The sequence below is a fragment of the Burkholderia sp. 22PA0099 genome (genome assembly GCF_047497165.1).
Taxonomy (GTDB): domain Bacteria; phylum Pseudomonadota; class Gammaproteobacteria; order Burkholderiales; family Burkholderiaceae; genus Burkholderia.
Genome location: NZ_CP163165.1, coordinates 904203 through 930659 on the forward strand (window position 1 = coordinate 904203; position 26457 = coordinate 930659).

Annotated in this window: 20 protein-coding genes; 15 read left to right on the forward strand and 5 right to left on the reverse strand. The window is 66.7% G+C overall.

Annotated elements, in window-relative coordinates; all coding sequences use genetic code 11:
• Positions 1-183 precede the first annotated feature (183 nt).
• The 6 genes from pyk (at position 184) to AB4851_RS19370 (ending at position 6932) form a co-directional block, all read left to right on the forward strand.
• On the forward strand, positions 184-1620 hold the full coding sequence (gene pyk, locus AB4851_RS19345) for a pyruvate kinase (RefSeq protein WP_414442977.1): 1437 nt from the start codon (positions 184-186) through the stop codon (positions 1618-1620).
• Positions 1621-1926: 306 nt separating this feature from the next.
• A complete protein-coding gene (gene fba / locus AB4851_RS19350) occupies positions 1927-2991 on the forward strand; it encodes a class II fructose-bisphosphate aldolase (protein ID WP_414442976.1) in 1065 nt (354 codons plus the stop codon).
• Between the two features lie 124 nt (positions 2992-3115).
• A complete protein-coding gene (locus AB4851_RS19355) occupies positions 3116-4006 on the forward strand; it encodes a phosphoribosylaminoimidazolesuccinocarboxamide synthase (RefSeq protein ID WP_414442975.1) in 891 nt (296 codons plus the stop codon).
• 39 nt (positions 4007-4045) lie between these two features.
• Positions 4046-4564, forward strand: coding sequence for a 5-(carboxyamino)imidazole ribonucleotide mutase (gene purE, locus AB4851_RS19360; protein WP_414451100.1), 519 nt, complete (start codon positions 4046-4048; stop codon positions 4562-4564).
• 75 nt (positions 4565-4639) lie between these two features.
• On the forward strand, positions 4640-5848 hold the full coding sequence (locus AB4851_RS19365; RefSeq protein WP_414451101.1) for a 5-(carboxyamino)imidazole ribonucleotide synthase: 1209 nt from the start codon (positions 4640-4642) through the stop codon (positions 5846-5848).
• Between the two features lie 13 nt (positions 5849-5861).
• Positions 5862-6932 carry an L-threonylcarbamoyladenylate synthase gene (locus AB4851_RS19370; RefSeq protein WP_414451102.1) on the forward strand — a complete coding sequence of 357 codons (1071 nt, stop codon included), beginning with the start codon at positions 5862-5864 and terminating at the stop codon, positions 6930-6932.
• A 102-nt stretch (positions 6933-7034) separates the two neighbouring features.
• Here AB4851_RS19370 and AB4851_RS19375 read toward each other — a convergent pair whose 3' ends face one another.
• The 3 genes from AB4851_RS19375 to dacB all read right to left on the reverse strand — a co-directional run bounded on the left by AB4851_RS19375 (position 7035) and on the right by dacB (position 10923).
• Positions 7035-8174: an SGNH/GDSL hydrolase family protein gene (locus AB4851_RS19375; protein WP_414451103.1), complete on the reverse strand. Its 1140-nt coding sequence runs from the start codon at positions 8172-8174 to the stop codon at positions 7035-7037.
• A gap of 32 nt (positions 8175-8206) precedes the next feature.
• Positions 8207-9172 (reverse strand): sterol desaturase family protein, encoded by a 966-nt coding sequence (locus AB4851_RS19380; protein WP_414442970.1) that lies wholly within the window; start codon positions 9170-9172, stop codon positions 8207-8209.
• A gap of 200 nt (positions 9173-9372) precedes the next feature.
• Positions 9373-10923 carry a D-alanyl-D-alanine carboxypeptidase/D-alanyl-D-alanine-endopeptidase gene (gene dacB / locus AB4851_RS19385; RefSeq protein WP_414451104.1) on the reverse strand — a complete coding sequence of 517 codons (1551 nt, stop codon included), beginning with the start codon at positions 10921-10923 and terminating at the stop codon, positions 9373-9375.
• A 163-nt stretch (positions 10924-11086) separates the two neighbouring features.
• On the opposite strand from dacB, the gene AB4851_RS19390 reads away from it, so the two are divergent.
• From AB4851_RS19390 to AB4851_RS19410, 5 genes are all read left to right on the forward strand, one after another.
• Positions 11087-11749: a response regulator gene (locus AB4851_RS19390; RefSeq protein WP_414442968.1), complete on the forward strand. Its 663-nt coding sequence runs from the start codon at positions 11087-11089 to the stop codon at positions 11747-11749.
• Between the two features lie 3 nt (positions 11750-11752).
• Positions 11753-13072, forward strand: coding sequence for an ATP-binding protein (locus tag AB4851_RS19395; RefSeq protein ID WP_414442967.1), 1320 nt, complete (start codon positions 11753-11755; stop codon positions 13070-13072).
• Between the two features lie 110 nt (positions 13073-13182).
• Positions 13183-14688 (forward strand): DegQ family serine endoprotease, encoded by a 1506-nt coding sequence (locus AB4851_RS19400; RefSeq protein ID WP_414451105.1) that lies wholly within the window; start codon positions 13183-13185, stop codon positions 14686-14688.
• A gap of 122 nt (positions 14689-14810) precedes the next feature.
• Entirely contained in the window at positions 14811-15230 is a 420-nt protein-coding gene (locus tag AB4851_RS19405) for a carboxypeptidase regulatory-like domain-containing protein (protein ID WP_414451106.1), read from the forward strand.
• Positions 15231-15386: 156 nt separating this feature from the next.
• Complete coding sequence (locus AB4851_RS19410) at positions 15387-16094, forward strand: CoxG family protein (protein WP_414442964.1); 708 nt, start codon at positions 15387-15389, stop codon at positions 16092-16094.
• A gap of 84 nt (positions 16095-16178) precedes the next feature.
• On the opposite strand, the gene AB4851_RS19415 is transcribed toward AB4851_RS19410, so the two are convergent.
• The gene (locus AB4851_RS19415) at positions 16179-16820 is read right to left on the reverse strand and encodes a TetR family transcriptional regulator (RefSeq protein WP_414442963.1); all 642 of its coding nucleotides are present in this window, start codon (positions 16818-16820) and stop codon (positions 16179-16181) included.
• Between the two features lie 409 nt (positions 16821-17229).
• On the opposite strand from AB4851_RS19415, the gene AB4851_RS19420 reads away from it, so the two are divergent.
• From AB4851_RS19420 to AB4851_RS19430, 3 genes are read left to right on the forward strand one after another with little or no spacing between them, the layout of a single operon-like run.
• On the forward strand, positions 17230-18522 hold the full coding sequence (locus AB4851_RS19420; protein WP_414451107.1) for an efflux RND transporter periplasmic adaptor subunit: 1293 nt from the start codon (positions 17230-17232) through the stop codon (positions 18520-18522).
• Positions 18523-18540: 18 nt separating this feature from the next.
• Positions 18541-21726: an efflux RND transporter permease subunit gene (locus AB4851_RS19425; protein ID WP_414451108.1), complete on the forward strand. Its 3186-nt coding sequence runs from the start codon at positions 18541-18543 to the stop codon at positions 21724-21726.
• 5 nt (positions 21727-21731) lie between these two features.
• Positions 21732-23252 (forward strand): efflux transporter outer membrane subunit, encoded by a 1521-nt coding sequence (locus AB4851_RS19430; protein WP_414451109.1) that lies wholly within the window; start codon positions 21732-21734, stop codon positions 23250-23252.
• A 172-nt stretch (positions 23253-23424) separates the two neighbouring features.
• On the opposite strand, the gene AB4851_RS19435 is transcribed toward AB4851_RS19430, so the two are convergent.
• Positions 23425-24798, reverse strand: coding sequence for a nucleobase:cation symporter-2 family protein (locus AB4851_RS19435; protein ID WP_414451110.1), 1374 nt, complete (start codon positions 24796-24798; stop codon positions 23425-23427).
• Positions 24799-25346: 548 nt separating this feature from the next.
• Between AB4851_RS19435 and AB4851_RS19440 the strand changes: the two genes are divergently transcribed.
• On the forward strand, positions 25347-26453 hold the full coding sequence (locus AB4851_RS19440) for an S-(hydroxymethyl)glutathione dehydrogenase/class III alcohol dehydrogenase (protein WP_414442958.1): 1107 nt from the start codon (positions 25347-25349) through the stop codon (positions 26451-26453).
• Positions 26454-26457: the final 4 nt, after the last annotated feature.

The window sequence follows — 26457 nt, forward strand, 5'->3', positions numbered from 1 at the left end:
GGCGGGCGGCAAGGCCGAAAGGCCGGCCGCCCGGCCGCGATGCACACGGATTACAGACAGAACAAAGCGACGCAGGCCGACGATGCCCGCGCGCACACCGGAGCACCGGCCGCTGGGCCGGCGGGTTCCGGCTCTCGTAGCAGTCTCTCCAGCGCATTCAACCCGACCCTCAAGAGGAGTTTCATGTTTCGCGCCACCAAGATAGTCGCCACGATCGGCCCTGCCTCCAGCTCGCCCGAGATTTTGCTGCAGATGATTCAGGCGGGGCTCGACGTCGTACGACTCAATTTTTCGCACGGCACGGCTGACGATCACCGCCAGCGCGCCGAGATGGTTCGCGAGGCCGCTCGCAAGGTCGGCCGGGAAATCGCGATCATGGCCGACCTGCAGGGTCCGAAGATCCGCGTCGGCAAGTTCGAGAACGGCAAGATCCAGCTCGAACCGGGCCAGCCGTTCATCCTCGACGCCGGCTGCGAGCTCGGCAACGACGAGCGCGTGGGCCTCGACTACAAGGATCTGCCGCGCGACCTGAAAGCCGGCGACCTGCTGCTGCTCAACGACGGCCTGATCGTGCTGACCGTCGAGCGCGTGCTCGGCGAGGAGATCCACACGACGGTCAAGGTGGGCGGCGAGCTGTCGAACAACAAGGGCATCAATCGCCAGGGCGGCGGCCTGTCGGCACCGGCCTTGACCGCCAAGGACATGGAAGATATCCGCACGGCGATGTCGCTCGGCGCGGACATGGTGGCGGTGTCGTTCCCGAAGAACGCCACCGACATGGAAATGGCGCGCCAGCTCGCGAACATCGCGGGCGCGCCCTACGGCATCAAGCCGAAGATGATCGCCAAGATCGAGCGCGCGGAAGCGATTCCCGCGCTGCAGGACATCCTCGATGCCTCGGACGGCATCATGGTCGCGCGCGGCGACCTGGCCGTCGAAGTGGGCAACGCGGCCGTGCCGGCGCTGCAAAAGCGCATGATCCGCATGGCGCGCGAGTCGAACAAGCTCGTCATCACCGCCACCCAGATGATGGAATCGATGATCCACGCCCCGGTGCCTACCCGCGCCGAAGTGTCGGACGTCGCCAACGCCGTGCTCGACGGCACCGACGCGGTGATGCTGTCGGCCGAATCGGCCGCGGGCAAGTACCCGGTGGTCACGATCGAGACGATGGCGACGATCTGCGTCGAGGCCGAGAAATCGGAGGCCGTCGAGCTTGACAAGGATTTCCTCGATCGCACGTTCACGCGGATCGACCAGTCGATCGCGATGGGCGCGCTGTTTACGGCCCACCATCTCGGCGCGAAGGCCATCATCGCGCTGACCGAATCGGGCTCGACGGCGCTGTGGATGTCGCGTCACATCACCCACGTGCCGATCTTCGCGCTGACGCCGCGCGTCGGCAGCGAGCGCGCGATGGCGCTGTTCCGCAACGTCGTGCCGCTGCACGTCGACTTCAACAGCGACCGCGATGCGGCGCTCCAGGCGGCGCTCGAGATCGTGATCCGCCAGGGTTACGTGGTGCGCGGCGACATGGTGGTGCTCACCGTCGGCGAGCCGATGGGGCAGGCGGGCGGCACCAATACGCTGAAGATCGTGCGGGTCGGCGACGCATTCTGAACCGGCTCGGCCCGGTTCGCCGGGCCACGAAAAAGCCGCGTGGGGGTCGGATCACCCCGCGCGGCTTTTTTTCGTTTTTTTTCGTGGTACACCGAACGAAAGCGGTTGCGATTTCCGTGATACACGAGACGGAAGTCGTAACAAATTGCGGAATCCGCCCGTAATCCGGACTAAACGCGGGACGCTTCGCGATAAAATGGCGCCCATTCGACGCTCGGCCGCGTGCGCCGCCCCCATGATTTTCTCCGGGGCAGGCAGCGCGCCGCCAACCAGGGCGCGCCGGTTTTCATTCCATGGAGTACCACAATGCCTCTCGTATCAATGCGTCAACTGCTGGACCACGCAGCGGAACACGGCTACGGCCTGCCGGCATTCAACGTGAACAACCTGGAGCAGGTGCAGGCGATCATGGCGGCGGCCGACGAAGTCGGCGCGCCCGTGATCATGCAGGCCTCGGCCGGCGCCCGGAAGTACGCGGGCGAAGCGTTCCTGCGCCATCTGATCGAATCGGCGGTCGAATCGTATCCGCACATTCCGGTCGTGATGCACCAGGATCACGGCCAGTCGCCGGCGGTCTGCCTGGCGGCGATCCGCAGCGGCTTCACCAGCGTCATGATGGACGGTTCGCTGGAAGCCGACGGCAAGTCGGTGGCGTCGTACGAATACAACGTCGACGTGTCGCGTCGCGTGGTGGAAATGGCCCACTCGATCGGCGTGACGGTCGAGGCCGAACTCGGCGTGCTCGGCTCGCTCGAAACCATGAAGGGCGACAAGGAAGACGGCCACGGCGCCGACGGCACGATGACGCGCGAGCAGTTGCTGACCGATCCGGAGCAGGCTGCCGACTTCGTCAAGCAGACCCAGTGCGACGCGCTCGCCATCGCGATCGGCACCTCGCACGGCGCCTACAAGTTCTCGAAGAAGCCGACGGGCGATATCCTGTCGATCCAGCGCATCAAGGAAATCCACGCGCGCATCCCGAACACCCATCTGGTGATGCACGGCTCGTCGTCGGTGCCGCAGGAGCTGCTCGCGGAAATCCGCGAATTCGGCGGCGACATGAAGGAGACCTACGGCGTGCCGGTCGAGGAAATCCAGGAAGGCATCAAGCACGGCGTGCGCAAGATCAACATCGACACCGACCTGCGTCTGGCGATCACCGGCGCGATCCGCCGCTACTTCGTCGAGAACCCGGGCAAGTTCGATCCGCGCGACTACCTGAAGCCGGCGCGCGAAGCCGCGAAGAAGGTGTGCGTGGCGCGTTATCTCGCTTTTGGTTGCGAAGGTCAGGCCGGCAAGATCAAGCCGGTGTCGCTCGACAAGATCGCCGAGCGATACAAGGCGGGCGAACTCGCCCAGCTCGTGCGCTAACATATCGGTTTTGCCGCCTGGTCGATCCGGGCGGCGCCGGCCGGAAATTCAGCCGCCGTTCCCGCCTGTCCGCGGGGAACGGCGTTTCCCTTTTTGTTTGGCCCCATTTTCTGCGAAGACGACGATGTCTACCCTTTACGAATCCACGCTCCGTTCGCTGCCGCTCCTCGGTCGCGGCAAGGTCCGCGACAACTACGCGGTCGGCACCGACAAGCTCCTGATCGTCACGACCGACCGCCTGTCGGCATTCGACGTGGTGATGGGCGAGCCGATTCCGAACAAGGGGCGCGTGCTGAACCAGATGGCGAATTTCTGGTTCGACAAGCTCGCGGGCATCGTCCCGAACCACCTGACGGGCGACACCCCGGAATCGGTGGTGGCCGCCGACGAAGTGGCGCAGGTCGAGGGTCGCGGCGTGGTGGTCAAGCGTCTCGAGCCGATCATGATCGAGGCCGTGGTGCGCGGCTATCTGGCCGGCAGCGGCTGGAAGGACTACCAGGCGACCGGCGCGGTGTGCGGCGTGGAACTGCCGGCGGGCCTGCAAAATGCGCAGAAGCTGCCCGAGCCGATCTTCACGCCGGCCGCCAAGGCCGAAATGGGTCATCACGACGAAAACATCTCGTACGACGAATGCGAGCGCCGCATCGGCACCGAGTTGAGCGCGACGATCCGCGACATCTCGATCCGCCTGTACAAGGAAGCGGCCGATTACGCGGCCACGCGCGGCATCATCATCGCCGACACCAAGTTCGAATTCGGTCTCGACCAGCACGGCAAGCTGTTCCTGATGGACGAGGCGCTGACGGCCGATTCGTCGCGCTTCTGGCCGGCCGACCAGTACGAAGTGGGCACCAACCCGCCGTCGTTCGACAAGCAGTTCGTGCGCGACTGGCTCGAAACCCAGGATTGGGGCAAGACCGCGCCGGCGCCGAAGCTGCCGGACGACGTGGTCGCCCGCACCAGCGCCAAGTACCAGGAAGCGCTCGAGCGCATCACCGGCCAGACGCTCGCGTAAGCGGCGCCCCGCAGCGGATAACGAAGGAAACGTCGCACGATGAGTGAAGTCCAGATCGCCCACACGCACAGCGCGCCGCTGATCGGCGTGCTGATGGGTTCCAGTTCCGATTGGGACGTGATGAAGCAGGCCGTCGCGATCCTGCAGGAGTTCGACGTGCCTTACGAGGCCAAGGTCGTCTCCGCGCACCGAATGCCCGACGAGATGTTCGACTACGCCGAGAAGGCGCGCGAGCGCGGGCTGCGGGCGATCATCGCCGGCGCCGGCGGCGCGGCGCACCTGCCCGGCATGCTGGCTGCCAAGACCACCGTGCCGGTGCTCGGCGTGCCGGTCGCGAGCAAGTACCTGAAGGGCGTGGATTCGCTGCACTCGATCGTGCAGATGCCCAAGGGCGTGCCGGTCGCGACGTTCGCGATCGGCGAGGCCGGCGCGGCCAACGCGGCGTTGTTCGCCGTGTCGCTGCTGGCCGGCACCTCGGTCGAGTACGCGAACCGGCTCGCCGCATTCCGCGTGCGCCAGAACGAAGCCGCGCACGCGATGGTGCTGCCGCCGCTGTAAGCGGCGCGGCTCCGAACGATGTCCCCCCGGCGGCGCGCCATGCCTTCACGATGGCCGCCGCGACCGATCACTGACATGACTGCACACTCCACTCCGGTTTCATCGATCCTGCCCGGCGCCTGGCTCGGCATGGTCGGCGGCGGCCAGCTCGGCCGCATGTTCTGCTTCGCGGCCCAATCGATGGGCTATCGCGTCGCCGTGCTCGACCCCGACGCGGCGAGCCCCGCCGGCGCCGTGGCCGATCGCCACCTGCGCGCCGCCTACGACGACCAGGCCGCGCTGGCCGAACTCGCGGCGCTGTGCGAAGCCGTCTCGACCGAGTTCGAGAACGTGCCGGCCGCGAGCCTCGATTTCCTCGCGCAAACCACCTTCGTCGCGCCCGCCGGGCGCTGCGTGGCGATCGCGCAGGACCGGATCGCGGAGAAGCGCTTCATCGCCGCCTCGGGCGTGCCGGTCGCGTCGCATGTGGTGATCGAATCGGCCGAGGCGCTGGCCGCGCTCGACGACGCCGAGCTCGACGCGGTGCTGCCCGGCATTCTCAAGACGGCCCGCATGGGCTACGACGGCAAGGGCCAGGTGCGCGTGGCGAATGCCGCCGAGGCGCGCGCCGCGTTCGGCGCGCTGCGCGGCGTGCCCTGCGTGCTGGAAAAGCGCCTGCCGCTCAAATACGAAGTGTCGGCGCTGATCGCGCGCGGCGCGGATGGCCGGTCCGCCGTGTTCCCGCTCGCGCAGAACACCCATGTGGACGGCATCCTCGCGCTGACCGTGGTGCCCGCGCCGGCCGCGGACGCCACGCTCGCGGCCACCGCGCAGCAGGCGGCGGTGCGCATCGCCGATTCGCTCGATTACGTCGGCGTGCTGTGCGTCGAATTCTTCGTGCTGGAAGACGGCTCGCTGGTCGCCAACGAAATGGCGCCGCGTCCGCACAATTCCGGCCATTACACCGTGGATGCCTGCGCGGCCAGCCAGTTCGAGCAGCAGGTGCGCGCGATGGCGCGGCTGCCGCTCGGCAACCCGCGCCAGCATTCGCCGGCCACCATGGTCAACGTGCTCGGCGACGTGTGGTTCGCCGATGGCGCCGGGGCTGAGGCTGACGCTGACGCGGTTACGCCGCCGTGGGATCAGGTTGCCGCGATGGCGTCGGCGCATCTGCATCTGTACGGCAAGGAAGACGCGCGCGTCGGCCGCAAGATGGGCCACGTGAACTTCACGGCGGAAACGCTCGGCGAAGCGGTCGAGGCCGCCGAGGCGTGCGCGCGCCTGCTGCGCATTCCGCTCGCGTAAGGGGCGCGCCACCATGCGTTCCGACGCCCGTCTGACTTCCGCGTTGTCTTCGCTGCCTCACCTGCACGTGCCGCAGGTGGCGATCGACGAGGCCGCCGCGAAGCTCGCGGCGGGCGAACTCGTCGCGTTCCCGACCGAAACCGTCTACGGGCTCGGTGCCGATGCGGCCAGCCCCGAGGCGGTGGCGAGGATCTACGCGGCGAAGGGCCGGCCGTCGAATCATCCGGTGATCGTCCATCTGCCGCCCGGCGGCGACCCGGCTTACTGGGTGCAGACGCTGCCCGGCGACGCACGCAAGCTGATCGAGGCGTTCTGGCCCGGCCCGCTCACGCTGATCCTCAAGCGCGCCGCGCATATTCCCGATGCGGTCAGCGGCGGCCAGGATTCGGTGGCGCTGCGCTGCCCGTCGCATCCGGTCGCGCAGGCGCTGCTGGCCGCGTTCAGCGCGTTGCGCGGCGGGCATGGCGGGGTGGCCGGGCCGTCCGCGAACCGCTTCGGCCACGTCAGCCCGACCACCGCGCAGCACGTGCGCGACGAGTTCGGCACGAGCGTGCATGTGCTCGATGGCGGGGCGGCCGAAGTCGGCATCGAATCGACGATTCTCGATTTGTCGCGCGGTTTTCCGGCGCTGCTGCGCCCGGGCCACGTCACGCCGCAGCAGATCGCGGACGTGCTCGGTACGGTGGTGCGCCTGCCCGACGGCAGCGACGCCAGTGCGCCGCGCGCCTCCGGCACGCTGAAGGCGCATTACGCGCCGCGCACGCCGCTCGCGCTGCTGCCGTTCGACCGGCTCGAATTGCTGCTCGACGCGGCCGCCGAGGCCGGCGAGCCGGTGGCGCTGGTGGCACGCGCTTCCAGCGCGCGCGATTGGGCCACCGCGCCCGGCGTGCATTTCGTGGTAGCGCCCGAAGATCCCCAGGCCTACGCGCGCGAGCTATATAGCCTGCTGCGCGCGCTCGATCGCGCCGACGTGGCGCGCATCCTGGTCGAGCAATTGCCCGATACGCCCGACTGGGTGGCCGTCAACGACCGGCTTGGCCGGGCCGCGGCGGCGTTCGAGCAGGGTGCCGACAGCGCGCACTGACGCGCAACGTGCCGCCGGTTCCTGGCGCACCCGAATAAAAAACGCCCGGCATTTGCCGGGCGTTGTCATTTCCGCTTCCGCATTCGGGCAAGGCCCGCCGGCTTACTTGCCGACGCCGGCCGCCGCGATCTGCTGCTCGACGAACTGCGCGAACAGCGCGTGCAGGTGCGTGGTCGGGTGGACCGTATCCGCGAACATGTAGGTCTGGTCGGCGTTCGCCACCGTGTAGGTTTGCGGCGAACAGAACAGCGACGAGGCGAACCCGCTCGGGTTGGCCACGCCGGCCTTGGCGGCGGCGGTGGCCATCGCGGTCAGGTTGCAGGCCGTGCCGGTGTTGCCGACCGTGAAGCCGTTGGCCTGAAAGTTCGCGCCGATGCCGTCCTGCCAGGTGAACGCGTCCATCACCTTGACCTTGGTGGTGTCGACCTGGAGCGCCGTGAGCGTGGCCGTCAGCGTCTGGTTGAACAGCGCCGAGAGCTGGGTCAGCGCGGCTTGCGTGGCGGCGCCGCCGGCCAGCGCGAGCGGCGTCGTGCCGATGTCGGGCATGTTCGAGACGAACACGTGGGTCGCGCCGTTGGCCGGGATCTGCGCGATCGCCGCGCCCAGTTGCTGCGCGGCGAGGCCCACGGCCTGCGCGGCGGCGAGCTGCGCGGCCGGCGTGTTGCCGGCCGCCTGCGCGACTTGCGCCTGGAACAGGATGTCGTTGGCGCCGCCGTTGATCAGCACGAGCTGGTTCGCGTTGAAGCTGCCGTGCGCCTGCAGGTATTGCTGGAGCTGGGTGGCGATCGGCGTGGTGGTGGCCTGCGCGTAGTCGGCGTTGGCGACCGACGCGTCGGCGTGGCCGATACCCGGCTGCAGCGTCACGCGCGAGCCGCCCTGCGCGTAGCCGAGGCCGCCGGTGGCCTGCAGCGGCACGCCGAACCCGCCTTCGTACGCGGGCTTCAACGTATCGCCGTAGAACTCGGCGACCTTCTGCGTCCACACTTCGCCGGGGTTGGTCGTGAAGCGGCCGCCGCCGAAGCCGAGCAGGATCTGCGGCGAATAGGTGCCGACGTCGGACAGGCTGTCGCCGAACGACACCACCTGCATCTTCACGCTCGCCGAAGCGTTGGGCGCGGGGCTGTTGTCGTCACCGCCGCCGCAGGCGGCGAGCAGCGCCAGCGCCGCGCTCGCGATGGCGAGCTGGGCGGTGCGCTTCAGACCGCTGGGTGGACGGCGCGTCGCGGTGGTGTTCGGCTTCATGCAGTATCTCCTCGTTGATATGGCCAGATTGTCTATGCGTCGTCCGACGCGTGTTGCCCGATGTCCGGCGGCACGACGGCGGGTCGCCGCGTGTCGTCGGTTTCCCCTCGGGACGCGGCCGTTGCGGGTCGCAACGTGCCGGTAACTTGCAAATGATAAGCGCTCGCCCACTCGGGCGGCCCGAAAATCGCGCGCCACTTGTTGCGCGCGCCGTCGACGCGAAACGCGTCGGCGGCCATCGAGCGCCACTCGTGAAAGGTCGCGATCAGCGGGTTGTTCGAGCCGAGCGGCTCGACGATGCCGTAGACGGGCGGATCGCGCGGATCCTCCTCCACGAAGCTGCCGAACAGCCGATCCCAGATCACCAGCACGCCCGCGTAATTGCGGTCGATGTAGCGCGGGTTGCGTGCGTGATGCGCGCGGTGGATCGACGGCGTGTTGAGCACGTGTTCGAGCCAGCCGAGCTTCGGGATCGCCTGGGTATGCACGAAGAACTGGAACGCCAGGTTGATCAGCACGATGCCGACGATCTGCTGCGGCGGGAAGCCGAGAAACGCCAGCGGCAGCCAGAACGCCCACATGCCGGCGATCGGGTACATCAGGCTCTGGCGGAACGCGGTCGAGAAATTGAGCCGTTCGGACGAGTGATGCACCACATGCGCGGCCCACAGCCAGCGCACGCGATGGCTCGCGCGATGAAACCCGTAATAGAGCAGATCCTGCGCGACGAACAGCACGAAGAACGCGACCCAGCTCGACGGCCAGGTGAACAGCCGATAGTGGTCGTAGCAGTACGCGTAGAGCGGAATCACCACCAGCCACGCGAGCTTGTCGGCGCCCTGGTGCATCAGCGCGAGCGCGGCGTTGCAGAGCGTGTCGCGCCAGGCATAGAGATGGTCCTGCGGGCGTGTGCGGGCGAGGTGCCACGCTTCCCAGCCGATGCAGAGCAGGAACACGGGCGCCAGCGCGAGCAACAGCAATTCGACATTGAATTGCATGGGCGTCTCCCCCTTTTTTCGAATCTGGCCAGCCATCGCCCCGGCGTCCTGGTCAGGCCGGGTGGGATGCGAAGCCAAAGCGTACGCAATCGCCGCGGGTGGCGCGACAAGTTCCGTAGAGGGAGTGTTCGGGGGAGGGTTTGCCCGCAAGGCGGGGCGGGCGACGGCGTCGCGCCGCCCGTTTCAAACGCCGCGGCGGCTCAGTGCGGGCCGTCGTAGACCCATTCGAGCAGCGCGTCGTGCGCGGCGCGCGCGGCGCTGGCGCGCGGGTCGTTGATGAAGCTGACCACCACGTAGCTGTTGCCGTCGGCCGAGGCCACGTAGCCGGCGATCGCGCGCACGTCGCGCAGCGTGCCCGTCTTGATGTGCGCGTTGCCGAGCACCGGCTGGTTGGTCAGGCGGCGCGCCATGGTGCCGTCCACGCCCACCACCGGCAGCGATTCGACGAACGGCTGCGCGACCGGGCTGGCGTTGGCCGCCTGCAGCAGCGCGGCGAGCGAACGCGCGCTGACGTGCTCGTCGCGCGACAGGCCGGAGCCGTTGTCGAGCGCGAGTTCCGGCATCGCGATGCCGCTGCGCTGCAGGAACGCATGGATCACGCTCGACGATTGTTCGGGCGTGGCCGGCGGCTTGCCCTGGATCGCGCCGATCGCCAGGAACAGGTTGCGCGCCATCGTGTTGTTGCTGTTCTTGTTGATGTCGTACACGACGCTCGACAGCACCGGCCCGCGATGCACGGCCACCGGGCGCGCCGTGGTCGGCACCTTGCCTTCGAGGATCTGGCCGTTGAACGTGCCGCCCGTCGAGCGCCACAGCGCGAGGAAGCCCTGCGAGAAGAACTGCGAGTGATCGAGCACCGCCACGTTGCTCGTGATCGGCCCGCAGTTGAGCGGGAAGCGGCCCGCGAAGGTGGCCGTCAGCGCGCCGTTCGGGCCGGTCGCCAGTTGCGGGCGCGCGGCGGCGGCGGCCGATGCGCACGAGGTGCCGCTCTCGCTGATTTCGTTATCGATCGTCAGGTTCGCGAGCGGCGGCAGCACGTCGATCGCGACGCTGCCGCCGTCGGTCGGCGTGACCGTAAACGACAGCGACTTGAACGCGTACAGCAGCGGATCGGGGCCGACGTTGTACGGCGCGAGTACGTCGTCGTCGAAGGCCGGCAGGTCGCGCGTGGACGGTGCGAAGAAGGTCTTGTCGAGCACCAGCGCGCCGTCGACGTTGACGATGCCGGCGCGGCGGATCTTGTCGACCAGGTCGATCAGTTCCTCGGGCACCAGCTTCGGATCGCCGGTGCCCTTGATGTACAGGTTGCCGTGCAGCGTGCCGGCGGGGTCGACCGTGCCGTCCGCGTAGGCGGTGGTGCGGAAGCGGTAGTCGGCACCGAGCATCGCGAGGCCCGACCAGGTCGTGACGAGCTTCATGGTGGAGGCCGGCAGCATCGGCCGCTGGCCATTCCAGTCGACGGTCGGCGCGCGCGCGCCGATCTTCTCGATCACCACGCTGATGCTGGACGCGGGCACATGCGCGCGTTGCAGGCCGGCCAGCACCGACGGCGGCAGGATGCCGCGCGCGGCGGCCACGCTGGCGGCGGGCGCGGCGGATACCGTGGCGGCATGACGGCCCGCGCGCGGTTTCTTGCGTGCGTCGGCGGGGGCGGCGGCGGCCAGCGCGGCGCAGGCGGCCAGGACGAAAGCGGTGCGGCGCAGGCGCCGGGAAGGGCTGAAAGATTGGGTCGGGGCGGGCGTGTGGGTCATCGACAGGCAAGAAGTGCGGGCCGGCGGACGGCGCGGAAACGCACATTGTAGAGACAAGCCCTGCCGCCGGGATGACGAATTACATCTCGAATCGCTTCGCGAATTGCACGACGCGGGGCGCTACAATGGCCGGCATCGAATTCCCGCATACAAGGTTGGCCGCATGCGAATACTGCTGGTCGAAGACGACACGATGATTGCCGAGGGCGTGCGCAAGGCGCTGAAGTCCGACGGCTTCGCGGTGGATTGGGTCGAGGACGGCGAGGCCGCCCTCACCGCGATCGGCGGCGAAACCTACGACCTGATGCTGCTCGATCTCGGCTTGCCCAAGCGCGACGGCGTGGACGTGCTGCGCACGTTGCGCTCGCGCGGCCATGCGTTGCCGGTGCTGATCATCACCGCGCGCGATGCGATCTCCGATCGCGTCAAGGGCCTCGACGCCGGCGCCGACGATTACCTCGTCAAGCCGTTCGATCTCGACGAACTCGGCGCCCGCATGCGCGCGCTGATCCGCCGCCAGTCGGGCCGCAGCGAATCGCTGATCCGCCACGGCGCGCTCACGCTCGATCCCGCCTCTCACCAGGTCACGCTCGACGGCTCGCCGGTGGCGTTGTCGGCGCGCGAGTTCGCACTGCTGGAAGCGCTGCTGGCGCGGCCCGGCGCGGTGCTGTCCAAGAGCCAGCTGGAAGAAAAGATGTACGGCTGGGGCGAGGAGATCGGCAGCAATACCGTCGAGGTCTACATTCACGCGCTGCGCAAGAAGCTCGGCTCGGACCTGATCCGCAACGTGCGCGGGCTCGGCTACATGGTTGTCAAGGAATCGTAACGCGTGAGGTCGATTCGCCATCAATTGCTGATCTGGCTGCTCGCGATCCTGGTTGCGGGCGTGGGCGCCGCAGGCTGGCTGATCTACCGCCAGGCGCTCGCCGAAGCGAACGAACTGTTCGACTACCAGCTTCAGGAAATCGCGGCCGCGCTGCCGTCGGAGCCGTTCTCGCAGGTGTTCGGTTCGCGCACCAACGTCGGCGACGAAGGCATCGTGATCCAGATCTGGAACCGCAACGGCGGCCTGATGTATTTCTCGCATCCGCGTGCGCCGATCGCGCCGCGCGCCGAGCTCGGCTTCTCCACCGAACACACCGATCGCGGCGAATGGCGCGTGTACGGCGCGATCGTCGGCGATAACGTGGTGCAGCTCGCGCAGCCGGTGTCGGTGCGCAACCGGCTCGCGGCCAGCGTCGCGCTGCGCACCGTGTGGCCGATGATCCTGCTGCTGCCGTTTCTCGGTGCGGCCGTCTGGATGATCGTCGGGCGCGGCATGCGGCCGTTGCGGCGCGTCACGCGGGCGGTCGAATCGCGCCGGCCCGAGGCGCTCGACCCGCTGCCCGACACGCGGTTGCCGCAGGAAGTGCAGCCGCTCGTGCATGCGCTGAATGGGCTGCTCGCGCGGCTGGCCGCCGCGCTCGACACGCAGAAGGCGTTCGTGGCCGATGCGGCTCACGAGCTGCGCACGCCGCTCGCGGCCGTGCAGATCCAGACGCAACTGGTGGCGCGCGCGCAGGACGACGAAACGCGCCGCGAGGCGCTCGCCGATCTGCAGAGCGGCGTCACGCGCGCCACGAGGCTGGCCGAGCAACTGCTCGCGCTGGCGCGCTCCGAACCCGACGGCGCGACTGTGCGCGAGCCGGTGTCGCTGACCGAGGTGCTCGCGCATTGCGTCAGCGCGCATGCGGTGGTTGCGCAACGGCGCAATATCGACCTGGGCATCGAGGAGGCGCAACGGGCCACCGTCGACGCCGATATCGGCGCGCTGCGCGTGCTGTTCAGCAACGTGCTCGACAACGCCGTCAAGTACACGCCCGAAGGTGGCCGCGTGGATGTCACGCTGAGCCTCGACGCAGCCGGCCGCGCGGTGGTGCGGGTGGCCGACAGCGGCCCCGGCATTCCGCCCGGCGAGCGCGAGCGCGTGTTCGATCGCTTCTACCGCGACACGTCGGCGCGGGCACGCACCGACGTATCGGGCAGCGGGCTGGGCCTGGCGATCGTCAAGCGCGTCGCCGCGCAGCAGAACGCCACCGTCCTGCTTGGCGAATCGGCGGCGGGCGGCCTGCTCGTCGAGATCGCGTTTGCTGCCGCGCGCCCGGCATGAAAGCCTTTTGAAGGCCGGTTGGCGCGGCTCTCCGGTCTGTCCCCGCTTCGGTTAAGCCTCCTTTAAGACAGTCCCTTTACGCTGCGAACCATCAACGAGGAGGTAGCACGATGAACACCCGTTTCCTGGCGCGCAGCGCCATTGTCGTGGCCGTAGCGGCTGCATTGTCCGCAACGTACGTCGCCGGCACGCATCACGCCGCGCCGCCCCAGATCATCTCGCCGGCGCAGGCCGCCGCGCTGATGCCGGCCGAGGCGGCCGCGAAGACGGGCATTCCCGATTTCTCGGGCCTGGTCGAAACCTACGGCCCGGCCGTCGTGAACATCAGCGCCAAGCACGTGGTGAAGACCTCGGCGCGGCGCGGCGGTGGCGGCGGCGCGCAGCAGTTGCCGATCGATCCGAGCGATCCGTTCTACCAGTTCTTCAAGCACTTTTACGGCCAGGTGCCGGGCATGGGCGGTGGCGGCGGTGGCGGCCAGGATCAGGACCAACCGAGCACGAGCCTCGGTTCGGGCTTCATCGTCAGCCCCGACGGCTACATCCTGACCAACGCGCACGTGATCGACGGCGCCAACGTCGTCACCGTCAAGCTGACCGACAAGCGCGAATACCGCGCCAAGGTGATCGGTGCCGACAAGCAATCCGACGTCGCGGTGCTGAAGATCGACGCGTCGAACCTGCCGGTGGTCAAGATCGGCGATCCGCAGCAGAGCAAGGTCGGCCAGTGGGTGGTGGCGATCGGCTCGCCGTACGGCTTCGACAACACCGTGACGTCGGGCATCATCAGCGCTAAGTCGCGCGCGCTGCCGGACGAGAACTACACGCCGTTCATCCAGACCGACGTGCCGGTCAACCCCGGCAACTCGGGCGGCCCGTTGTTCAACCTGCAAGGCGAGGTGATCGGCATCAACTCGATGATCTATTCGCAGACGGGCGGCTTCCAGGGCCTGTCGTTCGCGATTCCGATCAACGAGGCGATCAAGGTCAAGGACGAACTGGTGCAGACCGGCCATGTGAGCCGCGGCCGTCTCGGCGTGGCCGTGCAGGGCCTCGACCAGACGCTCGCCAGCTCGTTCGGGTTGCAGAAGCCCGACGGCGCGCTGGTCAGCTCGGTCGATCCGAAGGGGCCGGCCGCCAAGGCGGGCCTGCAGCCGGGCGACGTGATCCTGTCGGTGAACGGCACGCCGGTGCAGGATTCGACGATGCTGCCCGGCCAGATCGCCAGCCTGAAGCCGGGCACCAAGGCCGATCTGCAGATCTGGCGCGACAAGTCGCGCAAGGATGTCACGGTCACGCTCGCTTCTCTGACGGATAGCCAGCAAACCGCCAGCAACGACGAACCGGCCGAACAGGGGCGCCTCGGCGTGGCGGTGCGGCAGTTGAGCCCGCAGGAGCGCGCCGGCACTTCGCTCACGCACGGCCTGATGGTGCAGCAGGCCAGCGGGCCGGCCGCCAACGCCGGCGTGCAGCCGGGCGACGTGATCCTCGCGGTCAACGGCCGGCCGGTCACGAGCCCCGAGCAGTTGCGCGATGCGGTCAAGAGCGCGGGCAACAGCCTGGCGCTGTTGATCCAGCGCGACAACGCGCAGATTTTCGTGCCGGTCGATCTGAGCTGACCGGGCGAGGCAAGCATCTGGCGCGATTTTTGCTGGTATAGCGCCCGATCGGGTAAAAGGCCCGGATTCACGGTGGTGCCCGGGGCGCCACCATTCCTTTTTTGCAAGGAAGGAGACTAACCATGCAACAACAACACATTTCGAAGTTCCTGCTCGTCGCCGCACTGTCCTTCGGCCTCGTCGGCGGCGCTTATGCGCAGTCCGCGCTGCCTGACGCGCAGCAGCAGGGCGATGTCAGCTACGTGTCGGGTGGCGTCGGCCTCGACGAATCCCATGCGTTTCAGCAGGCCGAGCATCAATGGCCGCTGTCGATGCGCTTCACGGGCGCGGGCGGCGAATTCCTGTCGGGTGTGCACGTCTCGATTTCGGGCCATGGCGGCGAGGCCCTGAAGGCCGACACGCGCGGCCCGTACATGCTGGTTCGCCTGAAGCCGGGTTCGTACAAGGTGACGGCCGATTACAACGGCAAGGTGCAGACTCACAGCGTCACCGTGCCGGCCAAGGGTGGCGCCAAGACGGCCTTCACCTGGGCCGCGCAGTAAGCGCGTCGCGCGCGCAACAGCGGCGGCGGCCTGCGCACAATTGCCGCAGATACTAGATAATGAAAACCACGGCTCGGGCCGTGGTTTTTTTTCGACCGTCGCCGGCACGACGGCATCGCAGGGTGGCGCGGCGCGACCGCGAAATCGGGGAGAGGCATGGAGCTGAACGACGCGCTGCGCATTCCGCTTGCGCCGTCGGACGTTTGGGCGGCGTTGCAGGATCTCGCGCTGCTGCGGGCGAGCGCCGAGCATTGCGACGCGTTGACCCGGCTCTCCGCCGACGACTACTCGCTCAAGCTGACCGTGCCGTTCGGTCCACTGCGCGCGCGCTACACGGTGCGCGTGCATCTTCAGCCTCCGGCGGCCGGCCATCGGCCACGCCGCACGCTGCTGTTCATTGCCCGCACCGACGGCGGCGGCGTGTTGCGCGGCCAGCTCGAGGTGCGCCTCGGCACCCATCGAAACGGCGAGGCCGTCTCCACCCGCATCCATTACGCCATCCGCGCGACCGCGGCCGGCCCGCTGGCCGAACTGCGCTACCGGCAGATCGAAGAGGGCCTGCTGCGCTTCGCCGACGATTTCTTCAACGAATTCAGCGCCACCCTGCTGGCCCGGCACGGTCTCGCGCCGAACCTCGCCACGGCCGGGCTGCGCCGTCGGCATGTGTTCCGGCGGCCCGACGGGCTGTCGGCCGCGTTGCGGCGCGCACGGGCGCAATCGGGATTCGGCGGTGCGTTATCCGGGCGCGGGACATTGTCGCCCGAGCCCGGCTCCGGTCTCGGCGTGATCGTGCCGCCGTGGGTATGGCTCGCGGTGGTGGCGGTGGTGATCGTGGCGCTCGCGTTGGCGCACTGGCTGGACTAGCGCACCGGGCAGGCAGCCGCATCGCGATGCGGCGTTTTCATCGAGGCGGGAACGGCAGGGCTGCGCCGCCGGTTTCGGCGGACGTCAGGCGGACGGCGGGCGCCGCAGCGAGGGGCTGAGTCGAAGCATGTCGAACACGCCGTCGACCAGCGGCTCGGCGTGCTGCTCGGCATCGATTTCGTCGGGCAACATCAGCATGTCGCGCACGAAGCCGCTGACCAGCGTGTGCAGCATCAGCGTCGCGCGCCAGGTGTCGAGATCGGCCGGCAATTCGCCGTTGGCGACGGCCTGCTTCAGGTCACCCTCGATGTTGTGCAGGGCCTCCGACATGCCGGCGCGATTGCGCTGCAGCAGCGGTTCGAGATCGGCCACGTACTCGCATTTCATGAACAGGATGCTGAACACGCGCCGCAGTTGCGAATCGCGCGCCACGCCGAGCAGACACCACACCAGGATTTTGCGGATGCGCCCGAGCGGATCGGCGCGCGGCTTGTCGGAGGTCGCCTTCAACTCGTCGATCGGCAGGAACACACGGTCGAACATCGCATCGAACAACTCGCTCTTGTTGGCGAAGTGCCAGTAGATCGCGCCGCGCGTCACGCCCGCATGCTGGGCGATATCGGCCAGCGTCGTGTGCGAGACGCCTTTTTCGAAAAAAACCTGTTCGGCGGCGTCGAGGATGCCGTTGCGGGTCGCAAGCGCGTCCTCTTTGGTACGTCTGACCATGGCGGGTGCCTGTATGGGATGTCGGCGCTGACGACCTCACCCGGCGAGAGGAGTCGGGTGTGAACTTACGTTCGTAATCGTCGGTAATTTGTAAGAATTTGTATCGTTCATGAACGTCTTTTACATACATACACGAACGTATATACAATACCACCCACGATCGAAGGACCCAAGCAGTAGATCGAATACCCGCGTGGCAATCAGTTAATATCCCTTTCTGCTGATTTCCCTTCCGTATCGCGCCGCGTTCGCTGCGGCGTCTCCCGGCACGGCGGCCTGCGTGCCGTTGTCGTCGTTGTCGTATTCGTAGTCCTGCATTTCTGGTGTGTTCGATCGGCGCCTCACGGCGCATTCGTGTCGCGGCCCCAGGCCAAGCACTTACTTCTTTTGTTACAAATGAGGTCGTTCCATGCGCGTCGAACGGGTTCCATACCGCTTAATCAGTGTCGCTGCGGCAGCAGTCTTCCTTGCCGCCTGCGGACAAAAACAATCGGCCCCGCCTCAGCAGACACCGGAAGTCGGCGTCGTGACGGTCCAGCCGCAATCCGTGCCGGTCGTCTCCGAACTGCCGGGCCGTACCAATGCCTTCCTGGTTGCCCAAGTGCGGGCACGGGTCGACGGCATCGTGCTGCGCCGCGAGTTCACCGAAGGGGGTGATGTGAAGGCAGGTCAGCGTCTTTACAAGATCGATCCCGCCCCGTATATCGCCACGTTGAACAGCGCCAAGGCCACGCTCGCCAAGGCCCAGGCCAACCTGGCCTCGACCAACGCGCAGGCCGCGCGCTTCAAGGTGCTGGTGGCCGCGAACGCGGTCAGCAAGCAGGATTACGACAACGCCGTGGCCTCGGCCGGCCAGGCCGCCGCCGACGTCGCGTCGGGCAAGGCCGCCGTGGATACCGCGCAGATCAACCTCGGCTACACCGATGTGCTCTCGCCCATCACCGGCCGCATCGGCATCTCGCAAGTGACGCCGGGCGCTTACGTGCAGGCCAGCGCGGCCACGCTGCTGTCGACCATCCAGCAGATCGATCCGATGTATGTGGACCTGACGCAATCGAGCCTCGACGGCCTGAAGCTGCGCCAGGACATCCAGAGCGGCCGGATCAAGACGGCCGGCCCGAACGCGGCCAAGGTCAAGCTGGTGCTGGAAGACGGCAAGACCTACCCGCTCGAAGGCAAGCTGCAATTTACCGATGTGACGGTCGACCAGACCACCGGCTCGGTCACGATCCGCGCGATCTTCCCGAATCCGAACCGCGTGCTGCTGCCCGGCATGTTCGTGCGCGCTCGCATCGAGGAAGGCACCAACGACAACGCGTACCTGGTGCCGCAGATCGGCGTCCAGCACGATCCGAAGGGCCAGCCGACGGCATTGGTGGTCGGCGCGGACAACAAGATCGTCTCGCGCGTGCTGACGACCTCGGGCACCTACGGTCAGGATTGGGTGGTCGAGGGTGGCCTGCAAACGGGCGACCGCGTGATCGTGCAGGGCGTGGGCAAGGTCCAGCCGGGCATGACGGTCAAGCCGGTCGCGGCGCAACTGCCGCCGAACCAGAACGCCGGTACCGATCCGAGCAGCCAGCCGAGTTCGGCATCCGACCAGGGTGTCGCGGCATCGGGTGCGTCGGGTGCCTCGGCCGCTACGCCGGCCAGCGCGGCGGCAGGTTCGGCAGCGAGTGCGACCGCGGCTTCGGGCGCGTAACCACAGGGAGCCTGTTTCATGGCAAAGTTTTTTATCGATCGCCCGATCTTCGCGTGGGTGATCGCCATCATCCTGATGCTCGCGGGTATCGCGTCGATCTTCACGTTGCCGATCGCGCAGTATCCGACGATCGCGCCGCCGTCCATCCAGATCTCCGCGACGTACCCGGGCGCTTCGGCGAAGACGGTCGAGGACACGGTCACGCAGGTGATCGAGCAGCAGATGAGCGGTCTCGACAACTTCCTGTACATGTCCTCCACGAGTGACGATTCGGGTACGTCGACCATCACGCTGACGTTCGCGGCCGGTACCAATCCGGACATCGCGCAGGTGCAGGTGCAGAACAAGCTGTCGCTCGCGACGCCGATTCTGCCGCAGGTCGTGCAGCAGCTCGGTCTGAAGGTCACGAAGTCGAGCAGCAGCTTCTTGCTGGTGCTCGCCTTCACGTCCGAAGACGGCAGCATGAACAAGTACGACCTCGCCAACTACGTGGCTTCGCACGTGGAGGATCCGGTCAGCCGTCTGAACGGCGTCGGTACCGTCACGCTGTTCGGCTCGCAGTACGCGATGCGGATCTGGCTCGATCCGACCAAGCTCACCAACTACAGCCTCACGCCGGTCGATGTGACCAGCGCGATCACCGCGCAGAACGTGCAGATCGCGGGCGGCCAGATCGGCGGCACGCCGGCGGTGCCGGGCACGGTGCTGCAGGCCACCATCACCGAGCAAACCTTGCTGCAGACGCCGGAGCAGTTCGGCAACATCCTGCTGAAGGTCAATCAGGATGGTTCGCAGGTTCGGCTGAAGGACGTCGCGAAGCTGAGCCTCGGCGGCGAGAACTACAACTTCGACACGAAGTACAACGGCCAGCCGACGGCCGGTCTCGGCATCCAGCTCGCGACCAACGCCAACGCGCTGCAAACAGCCAACGCGGTGCGCGCGAAGATCGACGAACTGTCGAAATACTTCCCGCACGGCCTGACCGTCAAGTACCCGTACGACACCACGCCGTTCGTGCGCCTGTCGATCGAGGAAGTGGTCAAGACGCTGCTGGAAGGCATCGTGCTGGTGTTCCTCGTGATGTATCTGTTCCTGCAGAACCTGCGGGCCACGATCATCCCGACGATCGCCGTGCCGGTGGTGCTGCTCGGCACGTTCGCGATCATGTCGGCGGTGGGCTTCTCGATCAACACGCTGTCGATGTTCGGCCTGGTGCTCGCGATCGGCTTGCTGGTGGACGATGCGATCGTGGTGGTGGAGAACGTCGAGCGCGTGATGTCGGAGGAGGGGCTCTCGCCGAAGGAGGCCACCAAGAAGGCGATGGGCCAGATCACCGGCGCGCTGGTGGGCGTGGCGCTGGTGCTGTCGGCCGTGTTCGTGCCGGTGGCATTCTCGGGCGGCTCGGTCGGCGCGATCTATCGTCAGTTCTCGCTGACGATCGTGTCGGCGATGGTGCTGTCGGTGCTGGTGGCGTTGATCCTGACGCCGGCCTTGTGCGCGACGCTGCTCAAGCCGATTCCGCAGGGCCATCACGAAGAGAAGAAGGGCTTCTTCGGCTGGTTCAACCGCAACTTCAACAACAGCCGCGACAAGTACCACAAGGGCGTGCATCACGTGATCAAGCGCTCGGGCCGCTGGCTGATCATCTATCTGGCGGTGATCATCGGCGTGGGCTTCCTGTTCGTGCGCCTGCCGAAGTCGTTCCTGCCCGATGAAGATCAGGGCCTGATGTTCGTGATCGTGCAAACGCCGTCGGGTTCCACCCAGGAAACCACGGCGCGCACGCTGAAGAACATTTCCGATTACGTGCTCAACGACGAGAAGGACATCGTCGAATCGGCGTTCACCGTGAACGGCTTCAGCTTCGCCGGCCGCGGCCAGAACTCCGGTCTCGTGTTCGTCAAGCTGAAGGATTATTCGGCGCGTCAGAGCTCGAACCAGAAGGTGCAGGCGCTGATCGGGCGGATGTTCGCACGCTACAGCGGCTACAAGGACGCGATCGTCATTCCGTTCAACCCGCCGTCGATTCCCGAACTGGGCACGGCAGCCGGCTTCGACTTCGAGCTGACCGACAACGCGGGCCTCGGCCACGACGCGTTGATGGCGGCACGCAACCAGTTGCTCGGCATGGCCGCCAAGGACCCGACGCTGCAAGGCGTGCGCCCGAACGGCCTGAACGACACGCCGCAGTACAAGATCGATATCGATCGCGAGAAAGCCAACGCGCTCGGCGTGACGGCGGCTTCGATCGACCAGACCTTCTCGATCGCGTGGGCGTCGCAATACGTCAACAACTTCCTCGATACGGATGGTCGTATCAAGAAGGTGTACGTGATGGCCGACGCGCCGTTCCGCGCCACGCCGGAAGATCTGAACATCTGGTACGTGCGCAACGGCTCGGGCGGGATGGTGCCGTTCGGTGCGTTCGCCTCCGGTCACTGGACGTATGGTTCGCCGAAGCTCGAGCGCTACAACGGGATTTCGTCGATGGAAATCCAGGGTCAGGCGTCGGCGGGCAAGAGTACCGGCCAGGCAATGACGGCGATGTCGAACCTCGCGACCAAGCTGCCGAACGGTATCGGCTACTCGTGGACGGGGCTGTCGTTCCAGGAACTGCAATCGGGTTCGCAGGCGCCGATCCTTTACGCGATCTCGATCCTGGTGGTGTTCCTGTGTCTGGCGGCGCTGTACGAAAGCTGGTCGATCCCGTTCTCGGTGATCATGGTGGTGCCGCTCGGCGTGATCGGCGCACTGCTGGCGGCCACGCTGCGCGGCCTCGAGAACGACGTGTTCTTCCAGGTCGGCTTGTTGACCACGGTGGGGCTGTCGGCGAAGAACGCGATTCTGATCGTGGAGTTCGCGCGTGAATTGCAGCTCAGCGAGAAGATGGGGCCGGTCGAGGCGGCGCTGGAAGCGGCGCGGCTGCGGCTGCGTCCGATTCTGATGACGTCGCTGGCGTTCATTCTCGGCGTGCTGCCGCTCGCGATCAGCAACGGCGCGGGTTCGGCCAGCCAGCACGCGATCGGCACGGGCGTGATCGGCGGGATGGTGACCGCGACCTTCCTCGCGATCTTCATGATCCCGATGTTCTTCGTGAAGGTGCGTTCGATCTTCGGTGGTGAAAAGGAAGATCCGGACGAGGCACTGCGTCTCGCGCAGGAGCACGCGCATCGCACGCAAGAAGGCGGCAACCAGGAACATTGATGACCATGCGAAAAATCGTTTTGACGGCTATGACGTTTGCGCTCGTCGCTTCGGGCTGCACGATGGCGCCGCATTACAAGCGCCCGGATGCGCCCGTGTCGAGTTCGTTCCCGTCCGACGGCGTCTACGCGACGCAGCCGGGCGCGAGCGACGCACGCAGCGCCCAAGACCAGGCGGCGCCGGACATCGGCTGGCGCAACTTCTTCGCCGATCCGCGCTTGCAGCAACTGATCGAATTGGCGCTGAAGAACAACCGCGACCTGCGTGTCTCGGTGCTCAACATCGAGGCGGCGCGCGCGCAGTACCAGATCACGCGCGCCGAACTGCTGCCGACGCTCGGCGGCACCGGTACGGGTTCGATCCAGCGGTTGCCGGCCGGCGTGTCGACCACTGGCGCTCCGCTGATTACGCGTACCTATAACGTCGGCTTGTCGGCGTCGTGGGAGCTGGACCTGTTCGGCCGAATCCAGAGCCTGAAGGATCAGGCGCTGGCGCAATATCTGTCGACGGCACAGGCCCGCAAGGCGCAGGAAATCTCGCTCGTCTCGCAGGTGGCGGATCAGTATCTGACGCTGCAATCGACCGACGACCTGCTGAAGGTCACGGAAGACACGCTGAAGAACGCGCAATCGTCGTACAACCTGACGAAGCTGCAGTTCGACAACGGCACCGGTTCGGAACTGGACCTGCGCCAGGCGCAGACGGTGGTCGAGCAGGCGCTGGCCAATCAGCAGGCGCAAGCCCGGGCACGCGCGCAAGCCGTGAACGCGCTGGTGCTGCTGGTCGGCGAGCCGCTGCCCGACGATCTGCCGGCCGGTTTGCCGCTGAACAACCAGAACCTGCTGACGGATATTCCGGCCGGCTTGCCGTCGGATCTGCTGACGCGCCGCCCCGACATCATGGAGGCCGAGCAAACATTGCGCGCGGCCAACGCGAACATCGGCGCGGCCCGTGCGGCGTTCTTCCCGAAGATCTCGCTGACGGCCGCGTTCGGCACCGCGAGCCCGACGCTGGGCGGCCTGTTCAAGGCTGGCACGGCGGCGTGGTCGTTCGCGCCGAACATCGCGCTGCCGATTTTCGAGGGCGGCTCGAACATCGCGAACCTCGATCTGGCGCATGTGGAAAAGCGCATCGAGATCGCGAACTACGAGAAGGCGATCCAGTCGGCGTTCAGCGAAGTGTCGAACGGCCTGGCGGCGCGCGGCACCTACGATCAGCAGATCGCGGCGCTGGCACGCAACGAAGAGGCGCAGCAGCGCCGTTACGATCTGTCCGACCTGCGCTACCGCAACGGTGTGGACAGTTATCTGACGGTGCTGACGGCGCAAACCGACCTGTACACGGCGCAAACCACGCTGATCTCGGCACGCCTCGCGCGCTGGACCAACCTGGTGGACCTGTACCGTGCACTGGGCGGTGGCTGGATCGAGCAGACCGGCGATCAGCCGCGCGAAGCCGATGCGCCGGTGGATTACGGCAAGCAGGCGGCGCCGGCTGCACCGGCCTCGCAAGCCACGGCAGGCTGAACGCGGCGCCCGGCGCCGCGATCCGCTCGCAACTCGCTTGCAACAAAAAAACGCCCCGGAAGCCTCACGGCCTCCGGGGCGTTTTTCATGGCGGTGCCGCGCCGAACTCCACCCATGAAAACGCCCGGCAAAAGCCGGGCGTTTTCGTTCGAGCCGCCAACGCTTGGCGCGATCAGTGCAGGTCGGCCGTGCGCCGTTCGAGATCCTTGCCGGCACGGCGAATTTCGCATTCGGCCTGCTTCTCGCTGCGCACGCCGTTGAACATCACATTGAGGATCACGGCCGACACCGACGCGAGCAGGATGCCGCTGTGCAGGATCGGCGCGAGCGCGCTCGGCAGCTTCGCGAAGAAGTGCGGCGACACCACCGGCACGAGCCCCAGCCCGATGCTGACGGCGACGATGAACAGGTTGTTGTGGTTGCCGACGAAATCGACGCGCGACAGCGTCTTCACGCCGTTGGCGGCCACCATCCCGAACATCACGATGCCGGCGCCGCCGAGCACGAAGGCCGGCACCGAGGCGACGATCTGCGCCATCTTCGGGAACAGCCCGAGCAGCACCAGGATCACGCCGCCCGTCACGCACACGAAGCGGCTCTTCACGCCCGTCACGCCGACCAGCCCGACGTTCTGCGAGAACGAGGTGTGCGGGAACGAGTTGAAGATGCCGCCGATCAGCGTGCCGAGGCCGTCCACGCGCAGGCCGCGCACCAGCGCCTGCTGATCGACCGGCCGGTCGACCATGTCGCCGACCGCGAGGAACATGCCGGTCGATTCGATGAACGTGACGAACATCACGATCACCATGGTCGCGATCGAGAGCGTGTCGAAGTGCGGCATGCCGAAGTGGAACGGCATCACGAAGCCGACCCACGGCGCCGCCGTCACGCCGTCGAGATCCACCCGGCCGAGCGCCAGCGCGATCCCGAAGCCGGCCACGATGCCGAGCAGCACCGCGATGTTCGAGACGAAGCCGCGGCCGAACTTGTTGATCAGCAGGATCAGCACGAGCACCAGCAGCGACAGGCCGAGGAACAGCGGGTTGCCGTATTCGGGGTTGCCCACGCCGCCGGCCGCCCAGTTGATGCCGACGCCCATCAGCGACAGCCCGATCACGGCGATCACCGTGCCGACCACCACCGGCGGGAAGAACCGCAGCAGCTTGCCGATCACCGGCGCGATCACGATACCGATCACGCCGGCCGCGATGGTCGAGCCGAACACGTCGAGGATGCCGAGGCTCGGATTGGTGCCGATCGCCACCAGCGGGCCGACCGAGGCGAACGTGCAGCCCATGATGACGGGCAGGCGGATGCCGAAGATCCACACGCCGAGCGTTTGAATCAGCGTCGCGATGCCGCATGCGAACAGATCGGCGCTGATCAGGAACGCCACCTGATCCTTCGGCAACTTCAGGGCGCTGCCGATGATGAGCGGCACGGCGACGGCGCCGGCGTACATCACCAGAACGTGTTGCAGACCCAGCGTGACGAGCTTGCCGGCAGGCAGGATTTCGTCGCACGGATGGACCGTGTTGGATTGCATCTGTCTCACTCCATGATCGTGTAATCGGTGTGGTGTGACGTTATGCGGATCGCCGGACGCCAACAAGAGCACTGGGCGCTATTCCACGATTTGCAGGCGGAATATGCGATTTTCGCTAGAGGATGCGTGGAAATCATGATGGATGGGCGACAGGTGTGGGATTCACGGAATTTATATCCAGTCAAAAACCGCGTGACGCTGTCGCCAAATATCGCCATGGTTATGGTCTGTATCGCGCGTGACGAATAGAGGTTTTTTGCACCGTCGCAATGGCCGGATGGGTAAACCCCAGCCGGCGCGGATTTTCATGGGGCCGGATCGTTTCGAGGCACGGCTTGCCGGCGTGCTTTTTCCTCGCCGTTTTCGACGCCGGCATGCGACGCGGCGCGACATCGATTCGTCGCGTGACGCCATGCCGGTTTTGGCAATGGGCGTTTACACTTCCGGCTGGTTCCGGCCGTGCCGCGGGGTGTACGCGTGCCGCGCCCGGACAAGGAATCCCAGTTGCCGCCCGTTGCGCGCAACACCACCGACAAGGAGCATCAACGATGAAGACGAAAGCCGCGATTGCATGGAAGGCCGGTGCGCCGCTGACGATCGAGGAAGTGGATCTGGCCGGCCCGCGCGCCGGCGAGGTGCTGATCGAGGTGAAGGCGACGGGGATCTGCCACACCGATTACTACACGATGTCGGGCGCCGATCCGGAAGGCATCTTCCCGGCGATCCTCGGCCATGAGGGCGCGGGCGTGGTGGTGGATGTCGGCCCCGGCGTGGGCACGGTGCGCAAGGGCGATCACGTGATCCCGCTCTACACGCCGGAATGCCGCGAGTGCAAGTTCTGCCTGTCGCGCAAGACCAACCTGTGCCAGAAGATCCGCGCCACCCAGGGCAAGGGCCTGATGCCCGACGCCACGTCGCGCTTCTCGATCGACGGCAAGCCGATCTTCCATTACATGGGCACCTCCACGTTCTCGAACTACATCGTCGTGCCGGAAATCGCCGTGGCGAAGATCCGCGAGGACGCCCCGTTCGACAAGGTCTGCTACATCGGCTGCGGCGTGACCACCGGGGTGGGCGCGGTGGTCTACTCGGCCAAGGTGGAAGCGGGCGCCAACGTGGTGGTGTTCGGCCTGGGCGGCATCGGCCTGAACGTGATCCAGGGCGCGAAGATGGTGGGCGCCGACAAGATCATCGGCGTGGACATCAACCCGGCGCGCGTCGAGCTGGCGAAGAAGTTCGGCATGACGCACTTCATCAACCCGAAGGACGTGGAGAACGTGGTCGATCACATCGTCCAGTTGACCGACGGCGGCGCGGATTACTCGTTCGAGTGCATCGGCAACGTCACGACCATGCGCCAGGCGCTCGAGTGCACGCACAAGGGCTGGGGCCAGTCGTTCATCATCGGCGTGGCGGCGGCCGGCCAGGAAATCAGCACGCGTCCGTTCCAGCTCGTCACGGGCCGCGAATGGAAGGGCTCGGCGTTCGGCGGCGCGCGCGGCCGCACCGACGTGCCGAAGATCGTCGACTGGTACATGGAAGGCAAGCTCAATATCGACGACCTGATCACGCACACGATGCCGCTCGAGAAGATCAACGAGGGCTTCGACCTGATGAAGAAGGGCGAGTCGATCCGCTCCGTCGTGCTGTACTGACCCG

Excerpts from the sequence above, each read along its gene's own strand:
- AB4851_RS19365 (WP_414451101.1), top strand. The coding sequence starts at position 4,640 with ATGACTGCACACTCCACTCCGGTTTCATCGATCCTGCCCGGCGCCTGG.
- pyk (WP_414442977.1), top strand. The coding sequence starts at position 184 with ATGTTTCGCGCCACCAAGATAGTCGCCACGATCGGCCCTGCCTCCAGC.
- AB4851_RS19420 (WP_414451107.1), top strand. The coding sequence starts at position 17,230 with ATGCGCGTCGAACGGGTTCCATACCGCTTAATCAGTGTCGCTGCGGCA.
- AB4851_RS19430 (WP_414451109.1), top strand. The coding sequence starts at position 21,732 with ATGCGAAAAATCGTTTTGACGGCTATGACGTTTGCGCTCGTCGCTTCG.
- AB4851_RS19375 (WP_414451103.1), bottom strand. The coding sequence starts at position 8,174 with ATGAAGCCGAACACCACCGCGACGCGCCGTCCACCCAGCGGTCTGAAG.
- AB4851_RS19425 (WP_414451108.1), top strand. The coding sequence starts at position 18,541 with ATGGCAAAGTTTTTTATCGATCGCCCGATCTTCGCGTGGGTGATCGCC.
- AB4851_RS19390 (WP_414442968.1), top strand. The coding sequence starts at position 11,087 with ATGCGAATACTGCTGGTCGAAGACGACACGATGATTGCCGAGGGCGTG.
- AB4851_RS19415 (WP_414442963.1), bottom strand. The coding sequence starts at position 16,820 with ATGGTCAGACGTACCAAAGAGGACGCGCTTGCGACCCGCAACGGCATC.
- AB4851_RS19410 (WP_414442964.1), top strand. The coding sequence starts at position 15,387 with ATGGAGCTGAACGACGCGCTGCGCATTCCGCTTGCGCCGTCGGACGTT.
- AB4851_RS19380 (WP_414442970.1), bottom strand. The coding sequence starts at position 9,172 with ATGCAATTCAATGTCGAATTGCTGTTGCTCGCGCTGGCGCCCGTGTTC.
- fba (WP_414442976.1), top strand. The coding sequence starts at position 1,927 with ATGCCTCTCGTATCAATGCGTCAACTGCTGGACCACGCAGCGGAACAC.
- AB4851_RS19370 (WP_414451102.1), top strand. The coding sequence starts at position 5,862 with ATGCGTTCCGACGCCCGTCTGACTTCCGCGTTGTCTTCGCTGCCTCAC.
- dacB (WP_414451104.1), bottom strand. The coding sequence starts at position 10,923 with ATGACCCACACGCCCGCCCCGACCCAATCTTTCAGCCCTTCCCGGCGC.
- AB4851_RS19355 (WP_414442975.1), top strand. The coding sequence starts at position 3,116 with ATGTCTACCCTTTACGAATCCACGCTCCGTTCGCTGCCGCTCCTCGGT.
- purE (WP_414451100.1), top strand. The coding sequence starts at position 4,046 with ATGAGTGAAGTCCAGATCGCCCACACGCACAGCGCGCCGCTGATCGGC.
- AB4851_RS19405 (WP_414451106.1), top strand. The coding sequence starts at position 14,811 with ATGCAACAACAACACATTTCGAAGTTCCTGCTCGTCGCCGCACTGTCC.
- AB4851_RS19400 (WP_414451105.1), top strand. The coding sequence starts at position 13,183 with ATGAACACCCGTTTCCTGGCGCGCAGCGCCATTGTCGTGGCCGTAGCG.
- AB4851_RS19440 (WP_414442958.1), top strand. The coding sequence starts at position 25,347 with ATGAAGACGAAAGCCGCGATTGCATGGAAGGCCGGTGCGCCGCTGACG.
- AB4851_RS19435 (WP_414451110.1), bottom strand. The coding sequence starts at position 24,798 with ATGCAATCCAACACGGTCCATCCGTGCGACGAAATCCTGCCTGCCGGC.